Annotated in this window: 23 protein-coding genes; 6 read left to right on the top strand and 17 right to left on the bottom strand. The window is 68.6% G+C overall.

Annotated elements, in window-relative coordinates; all coding sequences use genetic code 11:
- Positions 1-43: 43 nt before the first annotated feature.
- Positions 44-853: a hypothetical protein gene (locus LPH33_RS11370; protein ID WP_229568043.1), complete on the top strand. Its 810-nt coding sequence runs from the start codon at positions 44-46 to the stop codon at positions 851-853.
- Positions 854-887: 34 nt separating this feature from the next.
- Here the strand turns inward: LPH33_RS11370 and LPH33_RS11365 are convergent, their stop codons facing one another.
- Complete coding sequence (locus LPH33_RS11365; protein WP_229568042.1) at positions 888-1,718, bottom strand: class I SAM-dependent methyltransferase; 831 nt, start codon at positions 1,716-1,718, stop codon at positions 888-890.
- 169 nt (positions 1,719-1,887) lie between these two features.
- Here LPH33_RS11365 and LPH33_RS11360 point away from each other — a divergent pair, with 169 nt between their 5' ends.
- Complete coding sequence (locus LPH33_RS11360; RefSeq protein ID WP_160875052.1) at positions 1,888-2,568, top strand: winged helix-turn-helix transcriptional regulator; 681 nt, start codon at positions 1,888-1,890, stop codon at positions 2,566-2,568.
- A gap of 13 nt (positions 2,569-2,581) precedes the next feature.
- On the opposite strand, the gene LPH33_RS11355 is transcribed toward LPH33_RS11360, so the two are convergent.
- The 8 genes from LPH33_RS11355 to LPH33_RS11320 form a co-directional block, all read right to left on the bottom strand.
- Positions 2,582-3,658, bottom strand: coding sequence for a ferrochelatase (locus LPH33_RS11355; protein WP_160875050.1), 1,077 nt, complete (start codon positions 3,656-3,658; stop codon positions 2,582-2,584).
- A gap of 22 nt (positions 3,659-3,680) precedes the next feature.
- Positions 3,681-4,487 (bottom strand): NADH-dependent enoyl-ACP reductase InhA, encoded by an 807-nt coding sequence (gene inhA / locus LPH33_RS11350; protein ID WP_160875048.1) that lies wholly within the window; start codon positions 4,485-4,487, stop codon positions 3,681-3,683.
- A 46-nt stretch (positions 4,488-4,533) separates the two neighbouring features.
- Positions 4,534-5,283: a 3-oxoacyl-ACP reductase FabG1 gene (fabG1, locus tag LPH33_RS11345; RefSeq protein WP_016694070.1), complete on the bottom strand. Its 750-nt coding sequence runs from the start codon at positions 5,281-5,283 to the stop codon at positions 4,534-4,536.
- A 65-nt stretch (positions 5,284-5,348) separates the two neighbouring features.
- Complete coding sequence (locus LPH33_RS11340) at positions 5,349-6,329, bottom strand: VWA domain-containing protein (protein WP_006551517.1); 981 nt, start codon at positions 6,327-6,329, stop codon at positions 5,349-5,351.
- Positions 6,326-7,285 carry a DUF58 domain-containing protein gene (locus LPH33_RS11335; RefSeq protein ID WP_120282469.1) on the bottom strand — a complete coding sequence of 320 codons (960 nt, stop codon included), beginning with the start codon at positions 7,283-7,285 and terminating at the stop codon, positions 6,326-6,328. The genes LPH33_RS11340 and LPH33_RS11335 overlap by 4 nt, the downstream gene beginning before the upstream one ends.
- Positions 7,282-8,709, bottom strand: a complete 1,428-nt coding sequence (locus tag LPH33_RS11330) for an AAA family ATPase (RefSeq protein WP_420714489.1) — start codon at positions 8,707-8,709, stop codon at positions 7,282-7,284. Before LPH33_RS11330 ends, LPH33_RS11335 begins: the two co-directional genes overlap by 4 nt.
- 171 nt (positions 8,710-8,880) lie before the next feature.
- Complete coding sequence (locus LPH33_RS26895; protein WP_160875044.1) at positions 8,881-10,869, bottom strand: NlpC/P60 family protein; 1,989 nt, start codon at positions 10,867-10,869, stop codon at positions 8,881-8,883.
- Between the two features lie 365 nt (positions 10,870-11,234).
- Positions 11,235-11,783: a DUF6676 family protein gene (locus LPH33_RS11320; protein ID WP_229568041.1), complete on the bottom strand. Its 549-nt coding sequence runs from the start codon at positions 11,781-11,783 to the stop codon at positions 11,235-11,237.
- A 342-nt stretch (positions 11,784-12,125) separates the two neighbouring features.
- On the opposite strand from LPH33_RS11320, the gene acnA reads away from it, so the two are divergent.
- Positions 12,126-14,930 (top strand): aconitate hydratase AcnA, encoded by a 2,805-nt coding sequence (gene acnA / locus LPH33_RS11315; protein ID WP_088898529.1) that lies wholly within the window; start codon positions 12,126-12,128, stop codon positions 14,928-14,930.
- A gap of 105 nt (positions 14,931-15,035) precedes the next feature.
- Positions 15,036-15,602, top strand: coding sequence for a TetR/AcrR family transcriptional regulator (locus tag LPH33_RS11310; RefSeq protein WP_016691734.1), 567 nt, complete (start codon positions 15,036-15,038; stop codon positions 15,600-15,602).
- Positions 15,603-15,619: 17 nt separating this feature from the next.
- Here the strand turns inward: LPH33_RS11310 and LPH33_RS11305 are convergent, their stop codons facing one another.
- Both LPH33_RS11305 and LPH33_RS11300 read right to left on the bottom strand, forming a co-directional pair.
- Complete coding sequence (locus tag LPH33_RS11305) at positions 15,620-15,871, bottom strand: helix-turn-helix domain-containing protein (RefSeq protein WP_026061044.1); 252 nt, start codon at positions 15,869-15,871, stop codon at positions 15,620-15,622.
- A gap of 120 nt (positions 15,872-15,991) precedes the next feature.
- Entirely contained in the window at positions 15,992-17,623 is a 1,632-nt protein-coding gene (locus LPH33_RS11300) for an ABC-F family ATP-binding cassette domain-containing protein (RefSeq protein ID WP_229568040.1), read from the bottom strand.
- A 166-nt stretch (positions 17,624-17,789) separates the two neighbouring features.
- Between LPH33_RS11300 and LPH33_RS11295 the strand changes: the two genes are divergently transcribed.
- Together LPH33_RS11295 and LPH33_RS11290 are read left to right on the top strand one after the other, a co-directional pair.
- Positions 17,790-18,905, top strand: coding sequence for a lycopene cyclase family protein (locus tag LPH33_RS11295; protein ID WP_229568038.1), 1,116 nt, complete (start codon positions 17,790-17,792; stop codon positions 18,903-18,905).
- Between the two features lie 98 nt (positions 18,906-19,003).
- Complete coding sequence (locus LPH33_RS11290; protein WP_160875038.1) at positions 19,004-20,047, top strand: Ku protein; 1,044 nt, start codon at positions 19,004-19,006, stop codon at positions 20,045-20,047.
- A 56-nt stretch (positions 20,048-20,103) separates the two neighbouring features.
- On the opposite strand, the gene LPH33_RS11285 is transcribed toward LPH33_RS11290, so the two are convergent.
- The 6 genes from LPH33_RS11285 to sufB are packed head-to-tail and all read right to left on the bottom strand — an operon-like array spanning position 20,104 to position 25,791.
- Positions 20,104-20,523 carry a metal-sulfur cluster assembly factor gene (locus tag LPH33_RS11285; RefSeq protein ID WP_016691730.1) on the bottom strand — a complete coding sequence of 140 codons (420 nt, stop codon included), beginning with the start codon at positions 20,521-20,523 and terminating at the stop codon, positions 20,104-20,106.
- Positions 20,523-21,014, bottom strand: coding sequence for a Fe-S cluster assembly sulfur transfer protein SufU (gene sufU, locus LPH33_RS11280; RefSeq protein ID WP_024100819.1), 492 nt, complete (start codon positions 21,012-21,014; stop codon positions 20,523-20,525). The genes LPH33_RS11285 and sufU overlap by 1 nt, the downstream gene beginning before the upstream one ends.
- 4 nt (positions 21,015-21,018) lie before the next feature.
- Entirely contained in the window at positions 21,019-22,272 is a 1,254-nt protein-coding gene (locus LPH33_RS11275) for a cysteine desulfurase (protein WP_088898525.1), read from the bottom strand.
- A 4-nt stretch (positions 22,273-22,276) separates the two neighbouring features.
- Complete coding sequence (gene sufC / locus LPH33_RS11270; protein WP_006551503.1) at positions 22,277-23,065, bottom strand: Fe-S cluster assembly ATPase SufC; 789 nt, start codon at positions 23,063-23,065, stop codon at positions 22,277-22,279.
- 50 nt (positions 23,066-23,115) lie between these two features.
- Complete coding sequence (gene sufD, locus LPH33_RS11265; protein ID WP_229568036.1) at positions 23,116-24,345, bottom strand: Fe-S cluster assembly protein SufD; 1,230 nt, start codon at positions 24,343-24,345, stop codon at positions 23,116-23,118.
- A complete protein-coding gene (gene sufB / locus LPH33_RS11260; RefSeq protein WP_006551501.1) occupies positions 24,346-25,791 on the bottom strand; it encodes a Fe-S cluster assembly protein SufB in 1,446 nt (481 codons plus the stop codon).
- Between the last annotated feature and the right edge of the window lie 44 nt (positions 25,792-25,835).

The following is a 25,835-nucleotide window of genomic DNA, read 5'->3' as shown; positions in this document are numbered from 1 at the left end:
TGCCACGCCGGACCGCCGTGCGCGGTCGCCGTATGCTTTCGGGGTGAGTTCTCCGAGCCTGACGCTGACCGTGTGGGCGGGGTCGTGGCTGTCCGGTCACGCCTCCCCCGACGATGTGATCGACGCGCTGCACGAGTGGGCGCCGATGCATCTCGTGGGTGCCCACGATGCGGCGACGGCCTCCGCGGCGGATCTGCCCGACAGGGGTGTCGCCGACGGTGCCGCCCTGCTGCTCACCCTGATCCGCCGCGTCGACACCGCCGCCGGCACGGGTCTGCATCTCGTCCTTCCCGCCCCGGGCGACGTGCGCGCGCTGCCTGCCGGTACGGCGTTCGCCTCCGCGGCGCTCGCGGCCGGTGAAGGCGTCGTTGTGGGAGCGCCCGGGGCCCCGGGGCTGGGGCTGGTACCCGTGATCGAGGGTCCGGACGTCCTACGGTGGAACGTCTTCACGCTGCCGGCGGTACCCGAGATCGCCGTCGACGGGGGTCTCGGTGCCGCCGAGTTCGCGATCCGCGAGGCGGTTCGTGATGCCGCCTCCGCATTGAGCGGAATCCCGACGGTGGGCACCGACGGGCGCCGCGCCGATCCGCGGACGGAGATCGCCGAGGAGATCGCCGAACTCGCCCGGCACCGCTATCCCCCGTCCCTGCCCGCACGTGCCGTGCGCGTCCTCGACACCGCCGACCAGGTCGCGGCGATTCTCACCGTGGCCGGTCGCGGAGGGGGCCTGCGGGCCGGTTCGGTGTCCGCCGCCACCGGTCGCGAGGGCGCGCTGCAGCCGCTGTGGGCCGCGGTCCGCGAGGCCCGCACCGGTGCAGTCGCGGCGGCTCTGCGGGCCGAGCACCATCACTGACCGCGCCGGCAGTGCGCGTCGACTCCAGTGCGCGTCAACCTCGTTGCGCGGTGACCAACAGGTACTCCCAATTCATCGCTCCCCCACCGAGATCGTGACGCTGGGCGAGTTCGAGCAGATCGAGATCGAGAGCCGCGACCCGTTCGTGGTCGTCCGCAATGTTGCGGTACACCGCGATGGTGGGACCGTAGGCGGACTTGAAGAACTCGCGGAAGTCCTCCCCGGTCGCGAACCGTTCGACGCGCAGATTGTCGGTGCGTGCCTGCAGGTCGGTGACGCGGTCGCCGATCAACTCGCGCACGTGCACCTCGTCGCCCCACAGCGGCGGCGGCTGTGCGCCCGGCGGGGGCGGTGGCGCATACGGTTTCATCGTCGCGAACATCTGCCCGATGAAGCCGGTGGGGGTCCAACTCAGGAGGCCGATACGTCCGCCCGGCCGGGTCACCCGGAGCAGTTCGTCGGCAGCGGCCCGGTGGTGGGGCGCGAACATCACTCCCACGCAAGAGATCACGGCATCGAAGCTCGCATCGTCGAACGGGAGTGCTTCGGCGTCGGCTTCCTGCCAGTCGAGCGTCGCACCTGCCGCGTCGGCGTCACGACGGCCCACCTCGAACAGTTCCGGGGTCAGGTCGGTCGCGAGCACCGTCGCACCGGTGAGCGCGGCGGGGATCGACGCGTTGCCCGATCCGGCGGCGATGTCCAGGACGCGGTCGCCCGGACCGATTCCGGTCGCGGCCACGAGAGCGGGGCCGAGTTCGGCGATGACCTCGGTCGCCACCGCCGGATAGTTGCCGAGTGCCCACATCGCCCGGTGCTTGGCCTTCAGGGCGAGATCGGCGTCGTGTGTCGTGGAGATGTCGGTCATCAGAGGATTCCTCCTGTCGAGGGACCCGGCTTCGGCGCCGTCCCGGAGGCGGCCCGGGTCACAGATCGACTGTAGGAACGCGGACGCGGTGTCCTCCAGTACACAATCTGTACTGCACCGCCACACATTCGTGCTGGTCGCGGCGGTCCGACCGGCCTAGGATCCGATCATGGGCCCGCCCTACCACCAGTTCTGTCCCGTCGCGAAGGCGATGGAACTGTTCGACGAGAGGTGGACGCTGCTCGTGGTGCGCGAACTCGTGCTCGGCAGCGAACGGTTCAACGATCTCCGGCGCGGCCTGCCCCGCATGTCGCCGACGCTGCTGTCGAAGCGGTTGCACCAGCTCACGGCGGCGGGAATCGTGCGGCGTCTCGAGGACGGAAACGACGTCCGGTACGTGCTCACCCCGGCGGGACGCGATCTCGAGACCGTCGTCGACGCACTCGGTGCGTGGGGCACGCGGTGGACCGGGAAACTCGGTGACGTCGACCTCGATCCGCGACTGCTGATGTGGGACATGCACCGGCACGTCGACCATGCGGCCCTGCCGGAATCCCGGGTGGTCGTGGAGTTCGCCTTCCCGACGGTCACCCACGCGTCGCGCCGGTGGTGGATGGTCATCACGCCGCACGACGTCGACGTGTGTGACGAGGACTCGGGCTTCGAGGTCTCGATCCGGGTGACGACGGGACTGCGGGAGCTGACCGAGATCTGGCGTGGCGAAGCGACCTGGCCGGACGCATTGCGCTCGGGCGCCGTGGTCGTCGACGGTCCGAGCGCCCTGCGCCGGTCGCTGCCGCGCTGGTTCGACTCCCCTCTGGCCTCACCGGTCGGGCACGCCGCCCGGTGAGGCGCGGAGGGATCTATCCGTTCGCGGCGGGACGGGACGGGCGTTTCGGCGGCTCGCAGCACCCGACGGCGCACAGGCTCCCGTTGCACGCGGCCCCGAGCAGCGGTTCGGTGCCGCAGCGACGGGCGGTGATCCCGTCCCGCTGTTCCTCGACGAGTTCGCGGACGAGTTGCGCGAAGCGCGGGTCGGTACCGGCCGTCGCCGCACGAGAGAAGCCCATGCCCAGCTCAGCGGCCCGGTCGCGAGCCTCGGTGTCGAGATCCCACACGACCTCGAGATGATCGGAGACGAACCCGACCGGCACGACCACGACGGCGCGGACTCCCCGTTCGTGCAGGGCGTCGATGTGGTCGACGATGTCGGGTTCGAGCCACGGCACCTGTGGCGGACCGGACCGCGACTGCCACACCAGGTCGTAGTCGTCCTCGCCGAGCGCCTCGGCCACCAACCGCGCCGCTTCGGCCACCTGCCGGCTGTAGAGATGCCCACCCTCCTCCGGCGGACCACCGGTCGCGTCGAAGGAGTTCGGAACGGAGTGCGCGGTGAACACCACGCGCGCGGAATCGCGCACGTCGTCGGCGAGTTCGACGCGGGCGGCGCGCACGGCGTCGGTGACGGCGTCGAGGAACAGCGGGTGGTCGTAGAAGTGCCGCAGCTTCGTCAACTGCGGGGCGTTCTCGACGGCGTCCCGTGCCCGCGCGATGTCCTCGTGGTACTGCCGGCATCCCGAGTAGCCGCCCCAGGCGGAGGTCGCGAACACCAGGGCGTTGCGGATCCCGTCGTCGCGCATCCGCGCGACGGTGTCCTCGACCATGGGATGCCAGTTGCGGTTGCCGAAATAGATCGGCAGATCGATACCGTGCGCGTCGAACTCGGCGCGGACGGCGTCGATGATCGCCCGGTTCAGGGCGTTGATCGGCGAGACACCCCCGAAGTGCAGATAGTGCTGCGCAACCTCGTCGAGTCGTTCCGGTGGGATCCCCCGTCCGCGGGTGACGTTCTCGAGGAACGGCCGCACGTCGTCGGGTCCTTCCGGTCCGCCGAACGACAGCAGCATCAGCGCGTCGTACGCCCCGGGGGTGTTCGTCATGAAAGTGCCTTCCGTCGTACGGTCAGCTGCCGAAGCCGACCTGGGAATGGAAACCACCGTCGACGTAGACGATGGATCCCGTTGTCCCGGGTAGCCAGTCGGACAGCACCGCACACACGGTCTTCGCCACAGGCGTCGGGTCGTCGACGTCCCAGCCGATCGGGGACGCGGCCGACCAGCCCTCGTTCAAGCGGTTCATCTCCGCTCCCGGGCCGGTCGCGTCGCCCGCGATGGCCTTGGCCGCGAGCGTCTTGATCGGGCCGGCGGCGACGAGGTTCGAACGGATGCCGCGCGGGCCGACCTCCTTGGCCACGTAGCGGTTCACCGACTCGAGCGTCGCCTTGGAGACACCCATCCAGTTGTAGAACGGCACGGCCCGGGACGGGTCGAAGTCCATTCCGACGATCGAACCGCCCTCGTTCATGACGGGCAGGACGGCCTTGGCGAGCGCGCCGTAGGAGTAGGCCGACACCTCGAGCGCCACCGCGACGTCGGTCCACGGCGCGTCGAGGAACGGGCTGCCCAGGCAGGACCGGGGTGCGAAACCGATGGAGTGGACGACACCGTCGATCCCCTCCGGTGCGAGTTCGCGGATCTTGTCGGCGAGACCGTCGAGATCATCCTGGTTCTGCACGTCGAGGCTGATGGCCGGCGGCACCGGCTGCGGGAGACGCTGCGCGATCCGGTCGATCAACCGGAGTCGCTCGAAGCCGGTGATGATCACCTTCGCGCCCTGTTCCTGCGCGGCCTTCGCGGTGTGGAAGGCGATCGAGGCATCGGTGATGATGCCGGTGACGAGAATGGTCTTGCCCTCGAGCAGTCCGCCCATGAGTGTGTCGGTCCTCCAGTGAGATTCGGATGTGGTCGCGAGACCGTCAGTGGCCCATGCCCATGCCGCCGTCGACCGGGATGACGGCGCCGGAGACGTAGGCGGAGTCGTCGGAGGCCAGGAAGCTGACGACGGCTGCGACGTCCTCGGGCTTGCCGAGTCGCTGCAGCGGGATGAACTTCTTCGCGGTGTCGCGCAGGTCGTCGGACAGATCCGCAGTCATGTCGGTCTCGATGAAACCGGGAGCGACGACGTTGGCGGTGATCGATCGCGAACCGAGTTCGCGGGTGACCGAACGGGCGAGACCGATGACACCGGCCTTCGAGGACGCGTAGTTGATCTGACCGGCCTGCCCGGCGAGGCCGACCACGGAGCCGAGGAAGATCATGCGGCCCCAACGGGCACGGAGCATCGCGCGGTTGGCGCGCTTGGCGCACCGGAAGGCGCCGGTGAGGTTCGCGTCGATCACCGAGCTGAACTGGTCCTCGGTCATGCGCATCAGCAGGGTGTCGTCGGTGATGCCCGCATTCGCGACGAGCACCTCGACGGGACCCTGATGCTCCTCGACCTCCTTGAACGCGGCGTCGACCGAGTCGGCGTCGGTGACGTCGCATCGCACACCGAACAGGCCGTCGGGCGCGCCCGAACCGCGGTGGGTGACGGCGACCTTGTGGCCGTCGGCCTGCAGGCGACGGGCGACGGCGAGGCCGATCCCGCGGTTTCCACCGGTGACGAGGACGGATCGGGGGGTGACACCCGCGCGCGTGGACGCTGCGGCACTATCTGCGTCAGTCATGCATTCCAACCTATCTGGTGGCCTGTCCGGGACGGAAAACGCTCCGTGAGCGTGCACAAGGTGGATCAGGGCAGCCGTTGGCGCAACACCATCGCCGCGCCGAGCCCCGCGATCACCGAGAGCGCTCCGAGCATGAGCCACGGACGACTGGCGTCGCCGCGGGTCGTCTCGAAGCCGATCTGCTCCTCGAGCGTGTTGTAGGCGTCCTCGAGTTCCTCGAGGCTCGCCGCCGTGAAGAAGCTCCCACCCGAGAGATTGGCGATCTCCTTGAGCGACGGGTCGTCGACGGGCACGGGGATCCGATCGTCCTCGATGGTGACGGTGCCCGTCTGCGTGCCGAACGAGATGGTCGAGACCGGGATTCCCTTCTCCGCCGCCTGTCGCGCCGCGGTGAACCCCCCGCGAGGATCGTCGGGACTCTCGGGGACGGTCTGCTTGCCGTCGGACAAGAGCACGATCCGCGCGGGCGGCGCCTGGTCGCTACCGCCGAGCACGGCGGCGAGCGTGTCGATCGACTGCATCGCCGTGAAGATCGCCTCGCCGGTCGCGGTGCGCTCGCTGAGCTGCAGGTTGTCGATCGCGGACTTGCTCGCCTCCCGGTTGGTGGTCGGCGAGACCAGGACCGAGGCGGTACCCGAGAACGCGACGAGACCGAGGTTGATGCCGGGTGTCAGGTCGTCGGCGAACTGCTTGGCCGCCTCCTGAGCGGCGGCGAGTCGCGTGGGTGCGACGTCCGTGGCCTCCATCGACAACGACACGTCGATGACGAGCACGACCGTGGCCCGGTTGCGCGGCACCCGCTGTTCGGCGGTCGGGCCGGCGAGCGCCACGGTGAGGAAGACGAGGCCGACGAGCAACAGTGCGACGGGAATGTGCCGAGCGCGTCCCGGGCGGGCGGGCGCGACCTTCTCGAGCAGCTCGAGATTGGTGAAGCGCAGCGTGTTCGTCTGGCGCCGGCGCTGGACCAGCACGTACGCACCGCCGAGGGCGGCGACGACGAACAGCAGCAGCAACCACCACGGTGAAGTGAAACCGGACAGGCTCATCGTCCCCCCTGCCGTGCGGGTGCGCCGAAGCTGTGCCGCCGGGCCGCGACGAACCGCACGACGTCGCCGATCCAGTCGCGGTCGGTGCGCAGCGTCAGCACGGGTGCACCGGAACTGCGCAGTGCCTGGTGCACGGCCGCGCGATGCTCGGCGGCCGCCTGCGCGTAGTCGGCCCGCAGTTCGGGAGTGGTCGTGAATTCGCGGGTGCGGCCCGTCTCCGGGTCGTGCAGCACCACGTCGCCCAGATCGGGCAGTTCGAGGTCGCGGCGATCGATGATCTCGACGGCAAGCAGTTCGTGCCGGCCGGACAGTGCCCGCAAGGATCGCTCCCAGTCGAGCGGGCCGAGGAAATCGCTCACCACGACCGCCAGACCGCGGCGGCGCTGGGGACGCCGCAGCGACTCGACGAGGCCTTGGAGATCGCCGCGGGTGCCGTCGGGTGCATGCGGGGTGGTCGCGACGGTACGCAGCAACGACTGGGCGTGCAGCCGCCCACCACGCGCGGGGACGCGGACCGTCTCGTTGCCGGTGGAGATCACCGCACCGATCCGATTCCCGCCGCCGGTGGTCAGATGCGCGAGCGCGGCCACCGCTGCGATCGCCAGGTCGCGCTTCTCGCACATACCGGTACCGAAGTCCAGGCTGGCCGACAGGTCGACCGCGAGCCACGTCTCGAGTTCCCGGTCGGCGACGGTCTGCCGCACGTGCGGGTGCGTCGTGCGCGCAGTGACCGACCAGTCCATCTGCCGCACGTCGTCGCCCGGCTGGTACTCGCGGGCGTCCCCCGGTTCGGAACCCGGGCCCGGGATCAGACCGAGGTGGTCGCCGTGCAGGACGCCGTCGAGACGGCGCCGCACGGTGAGCTCGAGGGTGCGGAGCGCGGCGGTGAGCGCGGGATCGCGCAGTTCACCGGACCGGAACCGCGGTGGCGACCCGTCGTGAGGACGTGTGCTCACCGCGCGCCCGCACCTCCCTGCGGACCGGGTGCACCGACGGGTGCCTGCTGACCGGCAGCGGCCCGCGGATCGGCGGGCGCCGGGCCGGGGGTCGCGGTCGGCACGGGTGCGTTCGCCTGGGGGGCGACCTGCGGAAGACCCACCGTCTGCAGGATTCGGGTGATGATCTGGTCCGGGGAGACGTCGTCCGCGAGCGCGTCGTAGGACAGCACCAGGCGGTGGCGGAGCACATCGGGGATGACGTCGACGATGTCCTGCGGCACCACGTAATCGCGACCACGCACGAGCGCCAGGGCACGCGCCGAGGAGATGATGCCGAGCGTCGCGCGGGGCGAGGCGCCGTAGGCGATCCAGCCCTGCACGTCGTGCAGGCCGAGCTCGGCGGGCCGACGCGTCGCGAAGATGACCCGCACCACGTAGTCGACGAGCGCGTGGTGCACGAACACACGACCGGCGATCTTCTGCAGGCGCAGGAGCTGCTCGTTGTCGAGCACCTGCTTCGGCTCGGGAGCGGCGACACCCATCCGGTAGACGATCTCGCGTTCCTCCTCCACCGTCGGGTAGTCGACGAGGACCTTGAAGAGGAAGCGGTCGCGCTGTGCTTCCGGCAGCGGGTAGACGCCCTCGTTCTCGATGGGGTTCTGCGTCGCCATCACGAGGAACGGCTCGGGCATCGGGAAAGTCTTGCCGCCGATGGTGACGTGCCGTTCGGCCATCACCTCGAGCAGCGCCGACTGCACCTTCGCCGGGGCGCGGTTGATCTCGTCGGCGAGCACGAAGTTCGCGACGACCGGTCCGAGTTCGGTGTCGAACTCCTCGCGTCCCTGCCGATAGATGCGGGTACCGACGAGGTCGGTCGGCACGAGGTCGGGGGTGAACTGGACGCGGGAGAACGATCCACCGACGACCTTCGCGAAGGTCTCGACGGCCAGCGTCTTCGCGACACCGGGAACGCCTTCGAGCAGCACGTGCCCGCGCGCGAGCACACCGACCAGCATCCGCTCGACCAGCAGGTCCTGGCCGACGATCACGCGCTTGACCTCGTAGATGGCCCGTTCGAGGAGACGGACGTCGTCGGCCGGGTCGTACGCCTTCGCAGGAGCGTCGCCGGGTTTCCGCATGTTCGCGCCGGCTGCCGGCTGGGTGTTCGTACCGGCCGCCGGCTGAGTGTTCGCACCGGTCCCCTGCGGAGCCGGCTGAGTGTTCGTACCGGTCCCCTGCGGAGCCGGCTGAGTGTTCGTACCGGTCCCCTGCGGAGCCGGCTGAGCGTTCGCGCCGGACCCCTGCGGAGCAGGACCGTTCGCGCCCGCCGCCTTCGGCGCCGACGCGGCACCCGCCGCAGCCTGGTTGTTCTTGCGTCCGTCGTTACCGCTCTGGTCGCCCGGCGTTGCCGAACCGGACGTCCCACCCTCGCGTGAGGTCACCAACAATCCACCGCTTTCGCCTACGTCGCTCCGCTGGAAACACCTGCTGCACCACTATTGCAGGTGCCGGCTCGGTGTGTCGTCGCCCCTGCACCGACCGGGAGACGGCACCCGGAAACGACCGGATGGCACCCGTCCTCGGTGGTACGCGGGCCGCGGCAAACCTCGCCCTCACGACACCATGCGCACCACGTACGGTGTCATGCCGCCCCAGCGTACCGGCGAGATCTTCACGAACGATCCCGACTGCGGCGCCTCGAGCATCTGCCCGTCGCCGAGATACAGCGCGACGTGCTGGCTGGCGTTGGGCCCGTAGAAGATCATGTCGCCCCGCCTCATCTGCGACGACGGGACCTGCGTGCCGGCCGTGTACTGGTAGCCGGTGTAGTGCGGGAGCGAGATACCGATGCCCGCGAAGGCGTAGATCATCAGTCCCGAACAGTCGAAGCCGACCTTGGCGTAGTCGCCGTGGACATCGGCGACGCCACCGTCGCGGATACCGCGGGTCGGGCCGTTCTCGTTGCCACCACCCCACGCGTACGGGACGCCGATCTGGGACATCGCGCGGTCGATGACGATCTCCACCGCAGCGGGACCCGTGACGGACGGACGCGACGGGGTGCTGGGCGTCGAATTCGGTGTGGAGGGGCGAGAACCCGATCCCCCGGTCCCCGATCCGGGGGTCTCCACGACGGGGTCGCCCGGATCCGGGTTCTCCCAGTCGATCCCACCGTCGCTGCCGCTGTCCTCGTCTTCGTCGGGGATCGTGCCGCTGTCGGTGCCGTCCGGGACGGATCCATCGTCGGTGTCATCCGGGACGGTTCCACCATCGCTGTCATCCGGGACGGTTCCACCGCCGGTGTCATCCGGGACGGTTCCACCATCGGTGTCATCCGGGACCGTTCCGCTGTCCGTGTCCTCGAGGACGTCGTCCAGGACGCTTCCACGGTCGCCGTAATCCGGGACCGTGGCGTCGTCGGTGTAGTCCGGTGCAACCGTGTCGGTGCCACTGGTATCGGTGCGACTCGCAGCGGTGTCACTGTCCTCCGGCGCTCCGGATTCGGTGGTGACCTCACCCGGTGCGGCGACGTCGCTGTCGCCGGTCGACGGAGACTCCTCGATCAGCGTGTGAGGGCGACGGCCGTTGGCCAGTTCCGCCGCACGTTCCCGGGCTGCGGCGTCGGCGGCGACACGCTCGGCCGCCTCGGCTGCCGCGACCCGTGCCGCCGCGGCGGCTGCTTCCTCGGCTGCGCGGCGACGCTCCCAGTCCTGGTACTGCGCGCGTTGCCCTTCCAGGCCCGCAACGTTCACGCGGGCCCGGTCGAGTTCGCTCTGCGCGTTTTCACGTTCCTGCTCGATGCGCGACTTCTCGGCAGCCTGCCGACCGAGTTCCGCTCGCGCGACGGCGATCGCGGCCTCGGCCTCGGCCCTGCGCTGCTCGGCGGCTTCCGCCGCCGCGTCGGCCTCGAGCTTGGCCGCGCGTGCCCGCGAATGGGAGTTGGCCTCCTGGGCCCGGGCGCGCTGGAGCGCATCGAGCACCGCGGTGCGCCCGGCGGACAGCAATCGCATGACCTGGGCGCGGTCGAGCAGATCGTCGGGACCGTCGACGTCGAGGAAGGCCGCGAGGGAGACCGAGTTGGCGCCACGGGTGTAGCTGTCGCGGACGAACGCGTCGAAGTTCTTCTGGGCAGCAGCGATCCGGTCGGCGGCGTCGTCGAGTGCGCGGCGGGAATCCACGACCACCCGTTCGGCGAGATCCGCCGCGTCGCGCGCGCTCTGGAGATCGACGAGGGCGCGGTTGACGTCCTCGCGGCGGATGGCGACCTGCGCGTCGAGCTCGGCGAGCTGCTGATCCGCGTCGGCGATCCGGACGATCAGCTGCCCGACCCGGTCGATGTTGGCCGCGACGGCCGCACCTGCGCGGTCGATCTCGGCGTCCGAGGGGTTCGGCGGCGGGGCCGGTGCGGCGGACGCCGTCGTGGTCACGGTGAGGAGCACGGCTGTGACCAACCCCAAACCGGCGAGGAGCGTGCCGGTGCGCGTCCGCGGGATGCGACCGGGCGTCGGACCGTCGGGTCGACGGCCTGCAGTGAGCGTCGTGGCGGTGCCGTCCGGCCCCGACCGTCGCGGAATCCCTCCGTGGATACCGAACCGTCTCACGTGCATCTCCCTCGGTCGCACCTGGTGGCCGAGACATCCGGCCGGACGACCCGAGGAAGGCAGGCAGCATCCGCTCGCCGTGGGTGCCCCACGGCTCACACGCTGCAGTCGTACACCGACTGCGGACAGCGTCCCCACGAGCCGGGTTGTGACACACCTTCCCCAAGAGCGTCATGAGAACCGTACGACACCTCAGGGGTATGTCGCATGACAGTCACGAAGATCGGCCGGAAGAACGCCGAAAGAACACGGTGCGGACACCGAGCAACACCGTGAGGACGCCGAACGATCTTCCCTGCCGGATTCCGTCACGATCGGGACGAGGACAACCCGGAGAAGATCTCTACGGTGACGGGAAAGAGACCTCAGACATCTTCGGCCGATGACGATCCGCTACCTCCGGCAACGGTCGCGTCGCCGTCCGCGCGGCGGCGTTTGGCGAGCCAGGTCGCGCCGGCCGCAAGAGCGACCACCGCGACGATCAGCAGCGTCATCAGCGTCCAGGGCGGAGACGGCTCGAGCACCGAGTCGACGAAGTTGCGTGTGGAGACCACCGGATCGCCGGTGTAGGTGCGATCCTGGGCGGCCTCGAGAGTGACGCGGTCGAGATCCTCGCTGAACGTCCCGACCCATCCCGGGCTGAGGACCAGCACCGTTCCGCCGTCCTCGGCGCCGACCTCCGTCGCGAGGTCGCGCAGCTGCGAATCCATACGGGGGTCCCGGTCGAGCACGACCACGCTGAGGTCGATCCCGTTCTCCTGCGCGCGCTGCACCTCGGCGACGAGGTCGTCGACGTACTGCGAGGGCGCCGCCACCTGGTCGTCGGCGAGATCGGCGAGCACTTTTTCGACCGAGACCCCGGTAGGAAGATCCGTGAGCGCAGGGCCCGGTATGCGAAGCAGTGGCGCAGACATCTCTCTCCGGTGGTGCAGGGTCGGAAGCCGGGCGATACGGCGATCCGGCCGCGCGGAGACGACACGAAGCGCCACACCCGTGCGGCAAGGGAGAACACTACGCGATCGCGCGACGGCGCCTCGAAGCACTCGTCGCGAGCAGGACCGATGCCGGCGGGACGCCTCGTCGACACGACGGACCCGACTTCGGTTCAATACAGGACAAGCGTACTGTTAGAATCGAGTGCGAGACGCCACGACTACTGCATCCGGGCCACGGGCCGCGAGCGGACGTCGTGTGCCTCGCTTCAGCCGTCGACACAGCCCCGTCGGCGGCCAGCCGAAACGACGAGTGGAGCTGACGTGAGCACCAGTAGTGATTCGTTCGGCGCCAAGGGTTCGCTGCAGGTCGGAGACAACTCCTACGAGATCTTCCGCCTGTCGGCCGTCCCCGGCACCGAGAAACTTCCTTACTCTTTGAAGGTCCTGGCCGAGAACCTGCTGCGCACCGAGGACGGTGCCAACATCACGGCCGATCACATCCGGGCCATCGCCAACTGGGATCCCTCCGCCGACCCGAGCATCGAGATCCAGTTCACGCCCGCCCGCGTGATCATGCAGGACTTCACGGGCGTCCCCTGTGTCGTCGACCTCGCGACCATGCGTGAGGCCGTGACCACCCTGGGCGGCGACCCGAACAAGGTCAACCCCCTCTCCCCCGCCGACATGGTCATCGACCACTCGGTGATCCTCGACTACTTCGGTCGCGCCGACGCCCTCGAGCGCAACGTCGACCTCGAGTACGAGCGCAACGGCGAGCGCTACCAGTTCCTGCGCTGGGGCCAGGGCGCCTTCGACGACTTCCGCGTCGTGCCCCCGGGCATGGGCATCGTCCACCAGGTCAACATCGAGTACCTCGCCCCGACCGTCATGGTCCGCAACGGGCAGGCCTACCCCGACACCTGCGTCGGCACCGACTCGCACACGACGATGGTCAACGGCCTCGGCGTGCTCGGCTGGGGCGTCGGCGGCATCGAGGCCGAGGCCGCGATGCTCGGCCAGCCGGTTTCCATGCTCATCCCGCGCGTGGTCGGCTTCAAGCTCACCGGTGAGATCCAGCCCGGCGTGACCGCGACCGACGTCGTGCTCACCGTCACCGACATGCTGCGCAAGCACGGCGTCGTCGGCAAGTTCGTCGAGTTCTACGGTGCCGGCGTGGCCGAGGTCCCCCTCGCCAACCGCGCGACCCTCGGCAACATGAGCCCCGAGTTCGGTTCGACCGCAGCGATCTTCCCGATCGACGGTGAGACCATCAACTACCTGCGCCTGACCGGCCGCAGCGACGAGCAGCTCGCTCTCGTCGAGGCGTACGCCAAGGAGCAGGGCCTGTGGCACGATCCGAGCCGCGAGCCCGAGTTCTCCGAGTACCTCGAGCTCGACCTGTCGACGGTCGTCCCGTCGATCGCCGGCCCGAAGCGCCCGCAGGACCGCATCCTGCTGTCCGAGTCGAAGGTCGCCTTCCGCAAGGACATCCACAACTACGTGGAGGAGAACCTCCCGGCCGAGCACACCAAGCTCGACGAGGCCGTCGAGGAGACCTTCCCGGCGTCCGACCCGGCCGTGCTGTCCTTCGCTGACGACGGTGCCGTCGACGTCCACTCGGCTGCCAACGGCGCCCACGGACGTCCGTCGAAGCCGGTCAAGGTCGTCTCCGAGGAGCGCGGCGAGTTCGTCCTCGACCACGGCGCCGTCGTGGTCGCGGGCATCACCTCCTGCACCAACACCTCCAACCCGTCGGTCATGCTCGGCGCCGCGCTGCTCGCCCGCAACGCCGTCGAGAAGGGCCTGTCCACCAAGCCGTGGGTCAAGACCAACATGGCTCCGGGTTCGCAGGTCGTCAACGACTACTACGAGAAGGCCGGCCTGTGGCCGTACCTCGAGAAGCTCGGCTTCTACCTCGGTGGCTTCGGTTGCACCACGTGCATCGGTAACACCGGCCCGCTGCCCGAGGAGATCTCGAAGGCCGTCAACGACAACGACCTCTCGGTCACCGCGGTGCTCTCCGGCAACCGCAACTTCGAGGGTCGCATCTCCCCCGACGTGAAGATGAACTACCTGGCCTCGCCGCCGCTGGTCATCGCGTACGCGCTCGCGGGCACGATGGACTTCGACTTCGAGACCGACGCGCTGGGCAAGGACAAGGACGGCAACGACGTCTTCCTGAAGGACATCTGGCCTTCCGCCCAGGAGATCGACGACACCATCAAGTCGGCGATCAACCAGGACATGTTCCGCAAGTCCTACGCCGACGTCTTCAAGGGCGACGAGCGCTGGCAGAACCTCGAGACCCCCGAGGGCGACACCTTCGCGTGGGACGAGGAGTCGACGTACGTCCGTAAGGCTCCGTACTTCGAGGGCATGACGATGGAGCCGGACGCGGTCAGCGACATCAAGGGCGCTCGCGTCCTCGCGCTGCTCGGCGATTCGGTCACAACCGACCACATCAGCCCGGCCGGTCCGATCAAGCCGGGTACCCCGGCCGCGCAGTACCTCGACGCCCACGGTGTCGAGCGCAAGGACTACAACTCGCTCGGTTCGCGTCGTGGCAACCACGAGGTCATGGTCCGCGGCACCTTCGCGAACATCCGTCTGCAGAACCAACTGCTCGACGGTGTCTCCGGTGGCTACACCCGCGACTTCACCCAGGACGGTGCTCCGCAGGCGTTCATCTACGACGCCTCGCAGAACTACCAGAAGGCCGGCATCCCGCTGGTCGTCCTCGGTGGCAAGGAGTACGGTTCCGGCTCCTCGCGCGACTGGGCCGCCAAGGGCACCCGCCTGCTCGGCGTCAAGGCCGTCATCACCGAGTCCTTCGAGCGCATCCACCGCTCGAACCTCATCGGCATGGGTGTCATCCCGCTGCAGTTCCCGGCGGGCGAGTCGGCCGCGTCGCTGGGCCTGACCGGCACCGAGGTCTTCGACATCGAGGGCATCGAGAAGCTCAACGAGGGCGTCACGCCGAAGACCGTCAAGGTCACGGCGACCAAGGACAACGGCGAGAAGGTCACCTTCGACGCTGTCGTCCGCATCGACACCCCCGGTGAGGCCGACTACTACCGCAACGGCGGCATCCTGCAGTACGTGCTGCGGAACATGATCCGCGGCTGAGAGCAGTGCTCGTGACCCGATCGGTCACATCCGTGTGAAGCGGCGGGCCCGGGACGAGACTCGTCTCGGGCCCGCCGTCTCCATCGAGCCGAAAGGAAGTGGCGCGTGCCCAAGGTCAGTGAGGACCATCTCGCCGCGCGGCGCAGGCAGATCCTCGACGGTGCCCGTCGCTGCTTCGCCGAATACGGTTACGACGGCGCGACCGTGCGACTGCTCGAAGACGCCACGGGTCTGTCTCGTGGCGCGATCTTCCACCATTTCAAGGACAAGGACGGACTGTTCCTCGCCCTCGCCCAGGAGGATGCGAGACGGATGGCCGACGTCGCGGCCAACGAGGGTCTCGTGCAGGTCATGCGCGACATGCTGTCCTCCCCCGACCAGTTCGACTGGCTCGGGACGAGGCTCGAGATCACGCGCCGTCTCCGCACCGACCCCGAGTTCGCGAAGGCGTGGATGCAACATTCGGCCGAACTCACCGAGGCCACCGTCGGACGCCTCGAACGGCAGCGGGAAGCGGGCCGGCTGCGCGACGACGTGCCGACCGAAGTCGTCCTGGGTTATCTCGACCTCGTGCTCGACGGGCTCGTCGCCCGCCTCGCTTCAGGGCACACCGAACAGGACCTCGTCGCGGTTCTCGACCTCGTCGAGGAATCCGTGCGCCGGCGCGACTGACGCGCCGGATCCGTTCCTCACGCCTTCTCGTCGCTCGCTGCCGCCCGACGACGATTCGGGCCGCCGCGGCCCCGCAGCCGCACCTGCGACTCCACGAGAACGTTGTGCACGAAACCGTAGGATCGACCGGTTTCCTGCGCGAGCCTCCGAATGCTCGCGCCCTCCTCGTAGCGGCGCTTCAGATCCTCCTGCAAGCGGTCCCGCGATTCCCCTGTAACTCGGGCTCCCTTCGCGTAGGTCGTCTCTCCACCACCGGAATTTCGCGCCATCGGATCCTCCCTGCGCCCTCGCCAAAGGTCCCTTTCCCAGGCTAGAGGACTGTCAGGTTGCGCGGACGCAGATCGGACCAGCGGGAGCGGATCAGGGGGCGGATCCGACCGGGAGCCCGATCAGGCGAGCTGGATGAGCTCGAGGTATTCCTGCGACCAGTGGTCCTCGGTTCCGTCGGGAAGCAGGATCACCCGTTCCGGGTCGAGGGCCTCGGCCGCACCCGGATCGTGGGTGACCAGCACGACGGCACCCTCGTAGCTCCGCAGCGCGTCGAGCACCTGCTCGCGCGAGATGGGATCGAGGTTGTTGGTCGGCTCGTCGAGGAGCAGCACGTTCGCTGCGGACGAGACGAGGCCCGCCAGGGCGAGTCGTGTCTTCTCACCGCCGGAGAGTGTTCCGGCCGGCTGCTCGAGCTGCGGACCGGTGAACATGAACGCGCCGAGCAGTCCGCGCAGGTCCTGTTCACCGGCGTCCGGAGCGGCGTGCCGGATGTTCTCCCACACCGTCGCCGAGTCGTCGATGGTGTCGTGCTCCTGCGCGAAGTAGCCGATCTTCAGACCGTGACCGGGCACGAGTTCGCCGAGATCCGGCTGCTCGACACCGGCGAGCAGTCGCAGCAGCGTCGTCTTGCCGGCACCGTTGAGGCCGAGGACGACGACGCGGCTGCCCCGGTCGATCGCGAGGTCGACGCCGGTGAAGATCTCCAGGGAGCCGTAGACCTTGGTCAGTTCCTTGGCCATCAGCGGGGTCTTTCCGCAGGCGGCCGGCGTGGGGAACCGGATCTTGGCCACCTTGTCGGCGACGCGTACGTCGTCGAGGTCGGAGAGCAGCTTCTCGGCGCGCTTGGCCATGTTCTGGGCGGCCGTGGCCTTGGTGGCCTTCGCGCCGAGCTTCGCGGCCTGCTTCTGCAGGGCGGACGCCTTCTTCTCGGCGTTCGCGCGCTCGCGCCGGCGCCGCGCCTCGTCGGTGGCGCGTGCGTCGAGGTACTTCTTCCAGCCCATGTTGTAGACGTCGGCCTCGCCGCGCACCGCGTCGAGGAACCACACCTTGTTCACCACATCGGCGAGCAGGTCGACGTCGTGGCTGATAACGATGAGCCCACCGTCGTGGTTCTGCAGGAAACCGCGCAGCCAGGTGATCGAGTCCGCGTCGAGGTGGTTGGTCGGCTCGTCGAGCAGCAGCGTGGTATCGGACTTCCCGCCGGAGCCGTCCGAGGCGGCGAACAAGATGCGGGCGAGTTCGACACGACGGCGCTGACCACCCGACAGCGTGTGCAGCGGCTGGCCGAGGACCCGGTCGGGCAGGCCGAGGCTGTGGCAGATACTCGCAGCCTCGGATTCGGCGACGTATCCGCCGAGCGTCGCGAAACGCTCTTCGAGCGAACCGTACTTGCGCACGGCGCGGTCGCGGATCTTCTCGTCGACAGCCTCCGCCATGAGCGCCTGCTGCTTCTCCATGCTGCGGAGGATCTCGTCGAGACCTCGCGCCGAGAGCACCCGGTCCTTGGCGAGGACGTCGAGATTGCCCTCCTTGGGATCCTGCGGCAGGTAACCGATGTCGCCGGAACGGATCACGGTGCCGGCGTAGGGTTCGCCTTCACCCGCGAGGATCCGCAGGGTCGTGGTCTTGCCGGCACCGTTGCGTCCCACGAGGCCGATACGGTCCCCGGCCTGCACCCGCAACCCCGATCCGGGGGCGGAGAGCAGTGTCCGCACGCCGGCGCGGACTTCGAGGTCGGTAGCGGTGATCACGCACGGGCTCCTAGAACGAAAGACGATGGATGAGTGCCATGGTGGCAAACAGCCGGGCACACGAACCACTCATTTTACCGTGACGGCCCCTCTCCCCCACGGTGAGATTCGCTACCCTCGCCACGCACGGCCGGGTCCTCCCCTCGCGCGACCTAGGCTGACGCCCGTGACCCACCTTCCCCCCACCGACCTCGTCGTGGCCGGACTCGGTCCCGCGGGCCGTGCGCTGGCGTTCCGAGCGGCCGCAGCCGGACTGTCGGTGACGGCCGTCGATGTGCGCCCGCAGCGCCGATGGACCGCGACCTACGCGGCGTGGGCCGACGAACTACCCGCCTGGCTGCCCGACGAGGTGGTGGCAGCGCACATCGACAGGCCCGCAGCGTGGACGACCGGGCCCCACGTCGTCGATCGCGCCTACCGGGTGCTGGACACGGCGGGACTGCAGGACTTCCTCGCCCTCGACGCCGTCACGGTGGTCACGGGTCGGGTGCGCGACGTCGATGCGGACGGCGTGGTCCTCGGGGACGGCCGCCGGGTGCCTGCCCGCTACGTCGTCGATGCCCGCGGGGTTCCCGCCGAACCGGAACGCGCCCAGCAGACGGCGTTCGGGCTGATCGTCGACGATGCGACCGCGGCTCCGGCACTCGACGGCCACGACGCCTGGTTCATGGACTGGCGCCGCGACAACGGCACGGGCCCCGACGACGTGCCGTCCTTCCTGTATGCGGTGCCGGTCGGTGACGGACGCACGATCCTCGAGGAGACCTGCCTCGTCGGCCGTCCGGCACTCGGTCTCGGCGAACTCGAGCGGCGCCTGCACATCCGCCTCGCAGCTCGAGGAGTGCGCACGACCGGCGACGAGCAGGTCGAACGGGTGCGCTTCGCCGTCGAGGGTGCACCGACAGCCCCCGGGGTGATCGGTTTCGGCGCTCGCGGTGGTCTGATGCATCCGGCCACGGGATACGCGGTGGCTACCGCCCTGTCCACCGCTGATGCGGTGGTCGATGCGATACGCCGCGGCGACGATCCGCAGCGCGTCCTGTGGCCGGTCCGCGCCCGCTCGGTGGCGACGCTGCGGCAGATGGGGCTGCGGGTCCTGCTGCGACTCGACGCACGCGGAGCGATCGAGTTCTTCGACGCGTTCTTCGCTCTGCCGGTCGAGCAGCAACGCGCCTACCTGTCCGGTCGCGACGATGCGACCGGCGTGGCGACCACGATGTGGCGGTTGTTCCGGGTGCTGCCGATGGACGCACGCATGACGATTCTGCGTTCGCTCCGCTGATCCGACGGATGCGGCGGTGTGGCGAACGTCTCGACGAACCCGCCGGTGAGTTTCGCAGCTTTCCAGCGTGCTCCCGAGGTGTCGATCATGATGGACACATGCGGTCGATCTGGAAAGGCTCACTCGCGTTCGGCCTCGTCAACGTCCCGGTAAAGGTGTATTCGGCCACCGAGTCGCACGACATCTCCTTCCACCAGGTGCACGCGAAGGACGGCGGGCGGATCAAATATCAGCGCGTGTGCACCGAGTGCGGTGAGGTCGTCCCCTACCAGGACATCGACAAGGCGTACGACTCCGAGGACGGCGAGCGGGTGGTGCTCACCGACGAGGATTTCGACAAGCTCCCCGCCGCCGAGAAGCACGAGATCCCGGTGCTGCAGTTCGTGCCCACCGAGCAGATCGATCCGATCCTGTTCGAGAAGTCCTACTATCTCGAACCCGATTCGTCGTCGCCGAAGGCCTACGGCCTGCTCGCCGCGACCCTCGAACAGAGCGACCGGACGGCGCTGGTGCACTTCACCCTTCGTCAGCGCACCCGGTTGGCGGCGCTGCGCACCCGCGACGGACTGCTCATCCTGCAGACCCTGTTGTGGCCCGACGAGGTCCGCGCGGCCGAGTTCGAGTCGCTGGACGACATCGAGAAGCCGAAGCAACGCGAACTCGCGATGGCAGAGACCCTCGTCGAGTCGATGTCCGACGATTTCGATCCCACCGAGTTCACCGACGAATACCAAGTGGAACTGCGCACACTGATCGACGAGGCCCTCGCTCGTGGCGGCGAGAAGGTCTTCCAGGTCGCCGAACCCGACACCGGCGAAGAGGACGCCGAGGTGCTCGACCTCGTTGCGGCCCTGCAGCGCAGCGTCGACGCGGCGGGCAAGAAGGTCCCGTCCGGTTCGTCCTCCGGCGGGAAGAAGTCCTCGAAGGACGACGACGAGGACGAAGGCGAGGACGAGGGCGCGAAGAAGAAGGCCCCCGCGAAGAAGACCGCGTCCAAGAGCACGGCGAAGAAGAGTCCCGCGAAGAAGACCGCGGCGAAGAAGACCACGTCCAAGAGTTCGGCGTCGAAGAGCACGGCGAAGAAGAGTCCTGCGAAGAAGACGGCCGCCAAGAAGACCTCCGGCGAACGCAAAGGCGCCTGACCTCCGACGAGAAGTCGAAGATCAGGCGCCGAGGATCGGAGCCGGAGAAGGCCGGATCAGACGGTGAATCCGAGTGCGCGCAGCTGTTCGCGTCCGTCGTCGGTGATCTTGTCGGGACCCCACGGCGGCATCCACACCCAGTTGATGCGCAGCTCGTCGCACAGACCGCTGCGCACGAGTGCGCCCTTGGCCTGCTCCTCGATGACGTCGGTGAGGGGGCACGCCGCCGAGGTGAGCGTCATGTCCACGGTCACGGTCTCGTCGACCTCGGAGATCCCGTAGACGAGACCGAGATCGACGACGTTGATGCCGAGCTCGGGGTCGACGACGTCGCGCAGCGCTTCCTCGAGTTCGTCGAGGCGGCCCGGATCCAGCGGCGGGGCCGTGGCCGCGACCAGCGTCGAGGTCTCGTCCGCGCCGGCGTCGGCCGTCGGATTCTCGTCGGTGTTCACGGTGCCCGGTGCGGGTTCGGTCATCAGTTCTGTCCTCCGCTCGAAAGGGTGTGCGCGCCGCCCGCCAGGTCGGCGGGGGCGGCGTCCACGGTCTGCGCGACCGCGTCCTTGAAGGCCATCCAGCCCAGCAACGCGCACTTCACGCGCGCCGGGTACTTCGCGACGCCGGCGAACGCGATGCCGTCGCCGATCAGGTCCTCGTCGCCCTCGACGGTGCCGCGACTGCCGACCATCTCGACGAAGCCCTCGACGATCTTCAGTGCATCGCCGAGCGGAACGCCGATCACCTGGTCGGTGAGCACGGACGTCGACGCCTGGCTGATCGAGCAGCCCTGCCCGTCGTAGGAGACGTCGCTGACGGTGTCGCCGTCGATGTGCACGCGCAGGGTCACCTCGTCGCCGCAGGTCGGGTTGACGTGATGCACTTCGGCGCCGAACGGTTCGCGCAGTCCGCGATTGTGCGGGTGCTTGTAGTGGTCCAGGATCACTTCCTGGTACATCTGCTCCATCCGCATCGGATCACGCCTCCCCGAAGAACTTCTGGGCGCGCCGGATCGCCGCGCCGAGTGCCTGCACCTCGTCCGGCGTGTTGTACACGGCGAACGATGCGCGGGCGGTCGCGGCCACCCCGAAGCGGCGGTGCAGCGGCCAGGCGCAGTGGTGTCCGACCCGGATCTCGACGCCCTCGTCGTCGAGGATCTGGCCGAGATCGTGAGCATGGATTCCGTCCACGACGAACGACACCGCCCCGCCGCGCTGTTCGCCGGTCGTGGGTCCGATGATGCGCACGCCGTCGATACCGCCCAGCTCGGCGAGTGCCGCAGCAGTCAGCTCGTGTTCGTGTGCGGCGACGGCGTCCATGCCGATGTCCTGCAGGTAGCGCACGGCGGCACCGAGGCCGACGGCCTGCGAGACCATGGGCGATCCGGCCTCGAATCGCTGCGGCGGTGCGGCGAAGGTCGTCGCCTCCATCGTCACCGTCTCGATCATCGAGCCACCGGTGATGAACGGCGGCACGTCGGCGAGCAGGTCACGTCGGCCGTAGAGGACACCGACGCCGGACGGACCGAACATCTTGTGTCCGGAGAACGCCGCGAAATCCACACCGAGAGCACGGAAGTCGACGGCCATGTGCGGCACCGACTGGCACGCGTCGAGCACGACGATCGCGCCGACCTCCTTCGCGCGCCGCACGATCTCCTCGACGGGAGCGACCGCACCGGTCACGTTCGACTGGTGCGTGAACGCCACGACCTTCACGGCGTCGGTCAGCGTCAGCGAATCGAGATCGATGCGACCGTCGTCGGTGACCCCGTACCAGCGCAGGGTGGCACCCGTGCGCCGCGCGAGTTCCTGCCACGGAACGAGATTCGCGTGGTGCTCGAGTTCGGTGACGACGATCTCGTCACCGGGTCCGAGCCGGTGCGGGAACCGGTCGTCGGCGAAGGCGTACGCGACGAGGTTGAGCGACTCGGTGGCGTTCTTGGTGAACACCACCTCGTCGACGTCGACCCCGACGAAGGACGCGATGACGGCGCGAGCGTCCTCGTACGAGTCGGTCGCCTCCTCCGACAACGCGTGCGCACCGCGGTGCACGGCCGCGTTCCGCGTCGCGAGGAACTCACGCTCGGCGTCGAGCACCTGTACCGGGCGCTGGGAGGTGGCCCCCGAGTCGAGGTAGACCAGGGGTTTGCCGTCGCGCACCGTGCGCGCGAGGATCGGGAAATCGGCCCTGATCCGGGCGATGTCCAAGGTCCGCACCGGCACCGTCATCCGATCACGCTCCTTGCGTTGCTGCCTGGGTGAAACGAACGTAGCCGTTGGTCTCGAGCTCGTCGGCGAGCTCGGGGCCGCCGGACTCGACGACGCGGCCACCCACGAAGACGTGCACGAACTGCGGCTTGATGTAGCGCAGGATGCGGGTGTAGTGGGTGATGAGCAGGACGCCGCCGTTCTCGTTCTCCTGGTAGCGGTTCACGCCCTCGGAGACGACGCGCAGCGCGTCCACGTCGAGGCCGGAGTCGGTCTCGTCGAGGATGGCGATCTTCGGCTTGAGCAGACCCAGCTGCAGGATCTCGTGGCGCTTCTTCTCGCCACCGGAGAAGCCCTCGTTGACGCTGCGCTCCCCGAAGGCCGGATCGATGTCCAGATCGGACATCGCCTGCTTGACCTCCTTGACCCAGTGGCGCAGCTTGGGGGCCTCGCCGCGCACGGCGGTCGCGGCGGTGCGGAGGAAGTTCGACATCGACACGCCGGGCACCTCGACCGGGTACTGCATGGCGAGGAACAGGCCGGCGCGGGCGCGCTCGTCGACGCTCATCTCGAGCACGTCCTCACCGTTGAGGGTGATGCTGCCCGAGGTGATCTCGTACTTGGGGTGGCCGGCGATCGCGTACGACAGGGTGGACTTACCGGAGCCGTTGGGGCCCATGATGGCGTGCGTCTCACCCGAGCGGACCGTGAGGTTCACGCCCTTGAGGATGTCGATCGGCTCGGCGTTCTCGTCGGTCTGTGCGACGCGGACGTGCAGGTCTTTGATCTCGAGGACGTTCGAAGGTGTGGACATCGAAATGCGTTTCCTTAGTGAAGTATCGGGAGTACGGGAGGCAGGGCCGGTCAGGCGCCGACGGCGGCGAGTTCCGCCTCGATGGCGGCCTCGAGCCGTTCGCGGACCTCGGTGACCGTGATGCGCTCGAGCAGCTCGTGGAAGAAGCCGCGGACGACGAGGCGACGCGCTTCCTCCTCGGGGATGCCGCGAGCACGCAGGTAGAACAGCTGCTCGTCGTCGAAGCGGCCGGTCGCCGACGCGTGTCCGGCACCGACGATCTCACCGGTCTCGATCTCGAGGTTCGGCACCGAGTCGGCGCGCGCACCGTCGGTGAGCACCAGGTTGCGGTTGAGCTCGAAGGTGTCGGTGCCCTCGGCCTCGGCGCGGATGAGCACGTCGCCGATCCACACGGTGTGCGCGTCGGGCTTGCCGGAGGCCGGATCGCCCTGCAGCGCACCCTTGTACACGACGTTCGACTTGCAGTTCGGCTGCGAGTGGTCGACGAGCAGACGCTGCTCGAAGTGCTGACCGGCGTCGGCGAAGTACAGGCCGAGCAGTTCGGCGTCGCCGCCGGGGCCGTCGTACTTGGTGGTCGCCGACACGCGCACGAGATCGCCGCCGAGCGCCACGGTGAAGTGGCGCAGCACGGCATCGCGGCCGAGGCGAGCGTGATGCGCGGCGACGTGTACGGCGTCGTCGGCCCAGTCCTGCACCGCGACGACCTTCAGCTGTGCGCTGTCGCCGAGCACGAACTCGATGTTCTCGGCGTAGGTGCCGCTGCCGCGCTGATCGATGACGAGCGTGACGTTGGCGAACGCCTCGAGCCGGATCTGCACGTGTCCGTAGGCGACAGCGCCCTCGCCCGGTCCCGTGATCGTCACGGTGACGGGCTCGGCGACCTCGACCTCGCGGCCGACGGTCAGGACGGTCGCGGTCTCGAACGACGAGTACGCCTGTGCTGCGATCCGGTCGAACGGCACACCGGCCTGTCCGAGTCGCGCGTCGTCGCGCGCCACGGTCTCGACCTGCACGCCGTCGACCGGGGTGACCTCGACTGTCGCGGTGCCGGTCGCGGGAGCGGTGCCGTCGTGCAGACCGCGCAGGCGGCGCAGCGGGGTGAACCGCCACACCTCGTCGCGACCCGACGGAATCTCGAAGGCATGCACGTCGAACGACGTGAAGACCTCACCCTTGTTGATTGCCGGCTTGCCGGCGGTCTTGACCGCCGGGGCACGATTCTCGGCACGCACGGCATCCTGCACTCCGGTAGCCGGAGTGTTCTTCGCTTCCGCAGTCATTTAGCCGACTGCCCCTTCCATCTGCAGTTCGATCAGGCGGTTGAGTTCGAGGGCGTACTCCATCGGCAGTTCCTTGGCGATGGGCTCGACGAATCCGCGCACCACCATCGCCATGGCCTCGTCCTCGTCGAGTCCGCGGCTCATCAGGTAGAACAGCTGGTCGTCGCTCACCTTCGAGACGGTCGCCTCGTGACCCATCGTGACGTCGTCCTCACGGATGTCGACGTACGGGTAGGTGTCGGAGCGGCTGATCTGGTCGACGAGCAGCGCGTCGCACTTGACCGTCGACTTCGAGCCGTGAGCGCCCTTGTTGACCTGCACGAGGCCGCGGTAGGAGGCACGTCCACCGCCGCGCGCCACCGACTTCGACACGATGGTCGAGGAGGTGTGCGGAGCCAGGTGCAGCATCTTCGCGCCGGTGTCCTGGTGCTGGCCCTCGCCGGCGAAGGCGACGGAGAGCACCTCACCGCGAGCGTGCTCGCCCATCATCCACACGGCCGGGTACTTCATCGTCACCTTGGAACCGATGTTGCCGTCGATCCATTCCATCGAGCCGCCGGCCTCGACCTTGGTGCGCTTGGTCACCAGGTTGTAGACGTTGTTCGACCAGTTCTGGATGGTCGTGTAGCGGCAGTGGCCGCCCTTCTTGACGATGATCTCGACGACCGCGGAGTGCAGTGAGTCGGACTTGTAGATCGGCGCGGTGCAGCCCTCGACGTAGTGCACCGAGGCGCCCTCGTCGACGATGATCAGGGTCCGCTCGAACTGGCCCATGTTCTCCGTGTTGATGCGGAAGTAGGCCTGCAGCGGGATGTCGACGTGCACACCCGGCGGGACGTAGATGAACGAGCCACCCGACCACACCGCGGTGTTCAGGGCGGAGAACTTGTTGTCGCCGGCCGGGATGACCGTGCCGAAGTACTCCTTGAACAGCTCGGGGTGCTCGCGCAGACCCGAGTCGGTGTCGAGGAAGATCACGCCCTGGCTCTCGAGGTCCTCGCGGATCTGGTGGTAGACCACCTCGGACTCGTACTGGGCGGCGACACCGGCGATGAGGCGCTGCTTCTCCGCCTCCGGGATGCCCAACTTGTCGTAGGTGTTCTTGATGTCCTCGGGGAGCTCGTCCCAGCTCGCGGCCTGCTTCTCCGTCGAGCGCACGAAGTACTTGATGTTGTCGAAGTCGATTCCGTCGAGGTTCGAGCCCCACACCGGCATCGGCTTCTTGTCGAAGGTGCGCAGCGCCTTGAGGCGGATGTCGAGCATCCACTCGGGCTCGTTCTTCTTGGCGGAGATGTCCCGCACGACCTCTTCGGACAGGCCGCGCTGCGCCGTGGCGCCGGCGGTGTCGGGGTCCGCCCAGCCGTATTCGTAGTGGCCGAGAGAATCGATCGTCTCTTCCTGCGTCAGCGGCGCGGTTCCGGACGTCTGATCCGATGCGACGGTCATGCGAGCTCCTTCCGGAGTCTGGTGGGCGTCGGCGCGGGCTGTGC

Source organism: Rhodococcus sp. RDE2, from assembly GCF_020885655.1.
Taxonomy (GTDB): domain Bacteria; phylum Actinomycetota; class Actinomycetes; order Mycobacteriales; family Mycobacteriaceae; genus Rhodococcus; species Rhodococcus pyridinivorans.
This window is presented reverse-complemented; position numbering and strand designations above follow the sequence as displayed.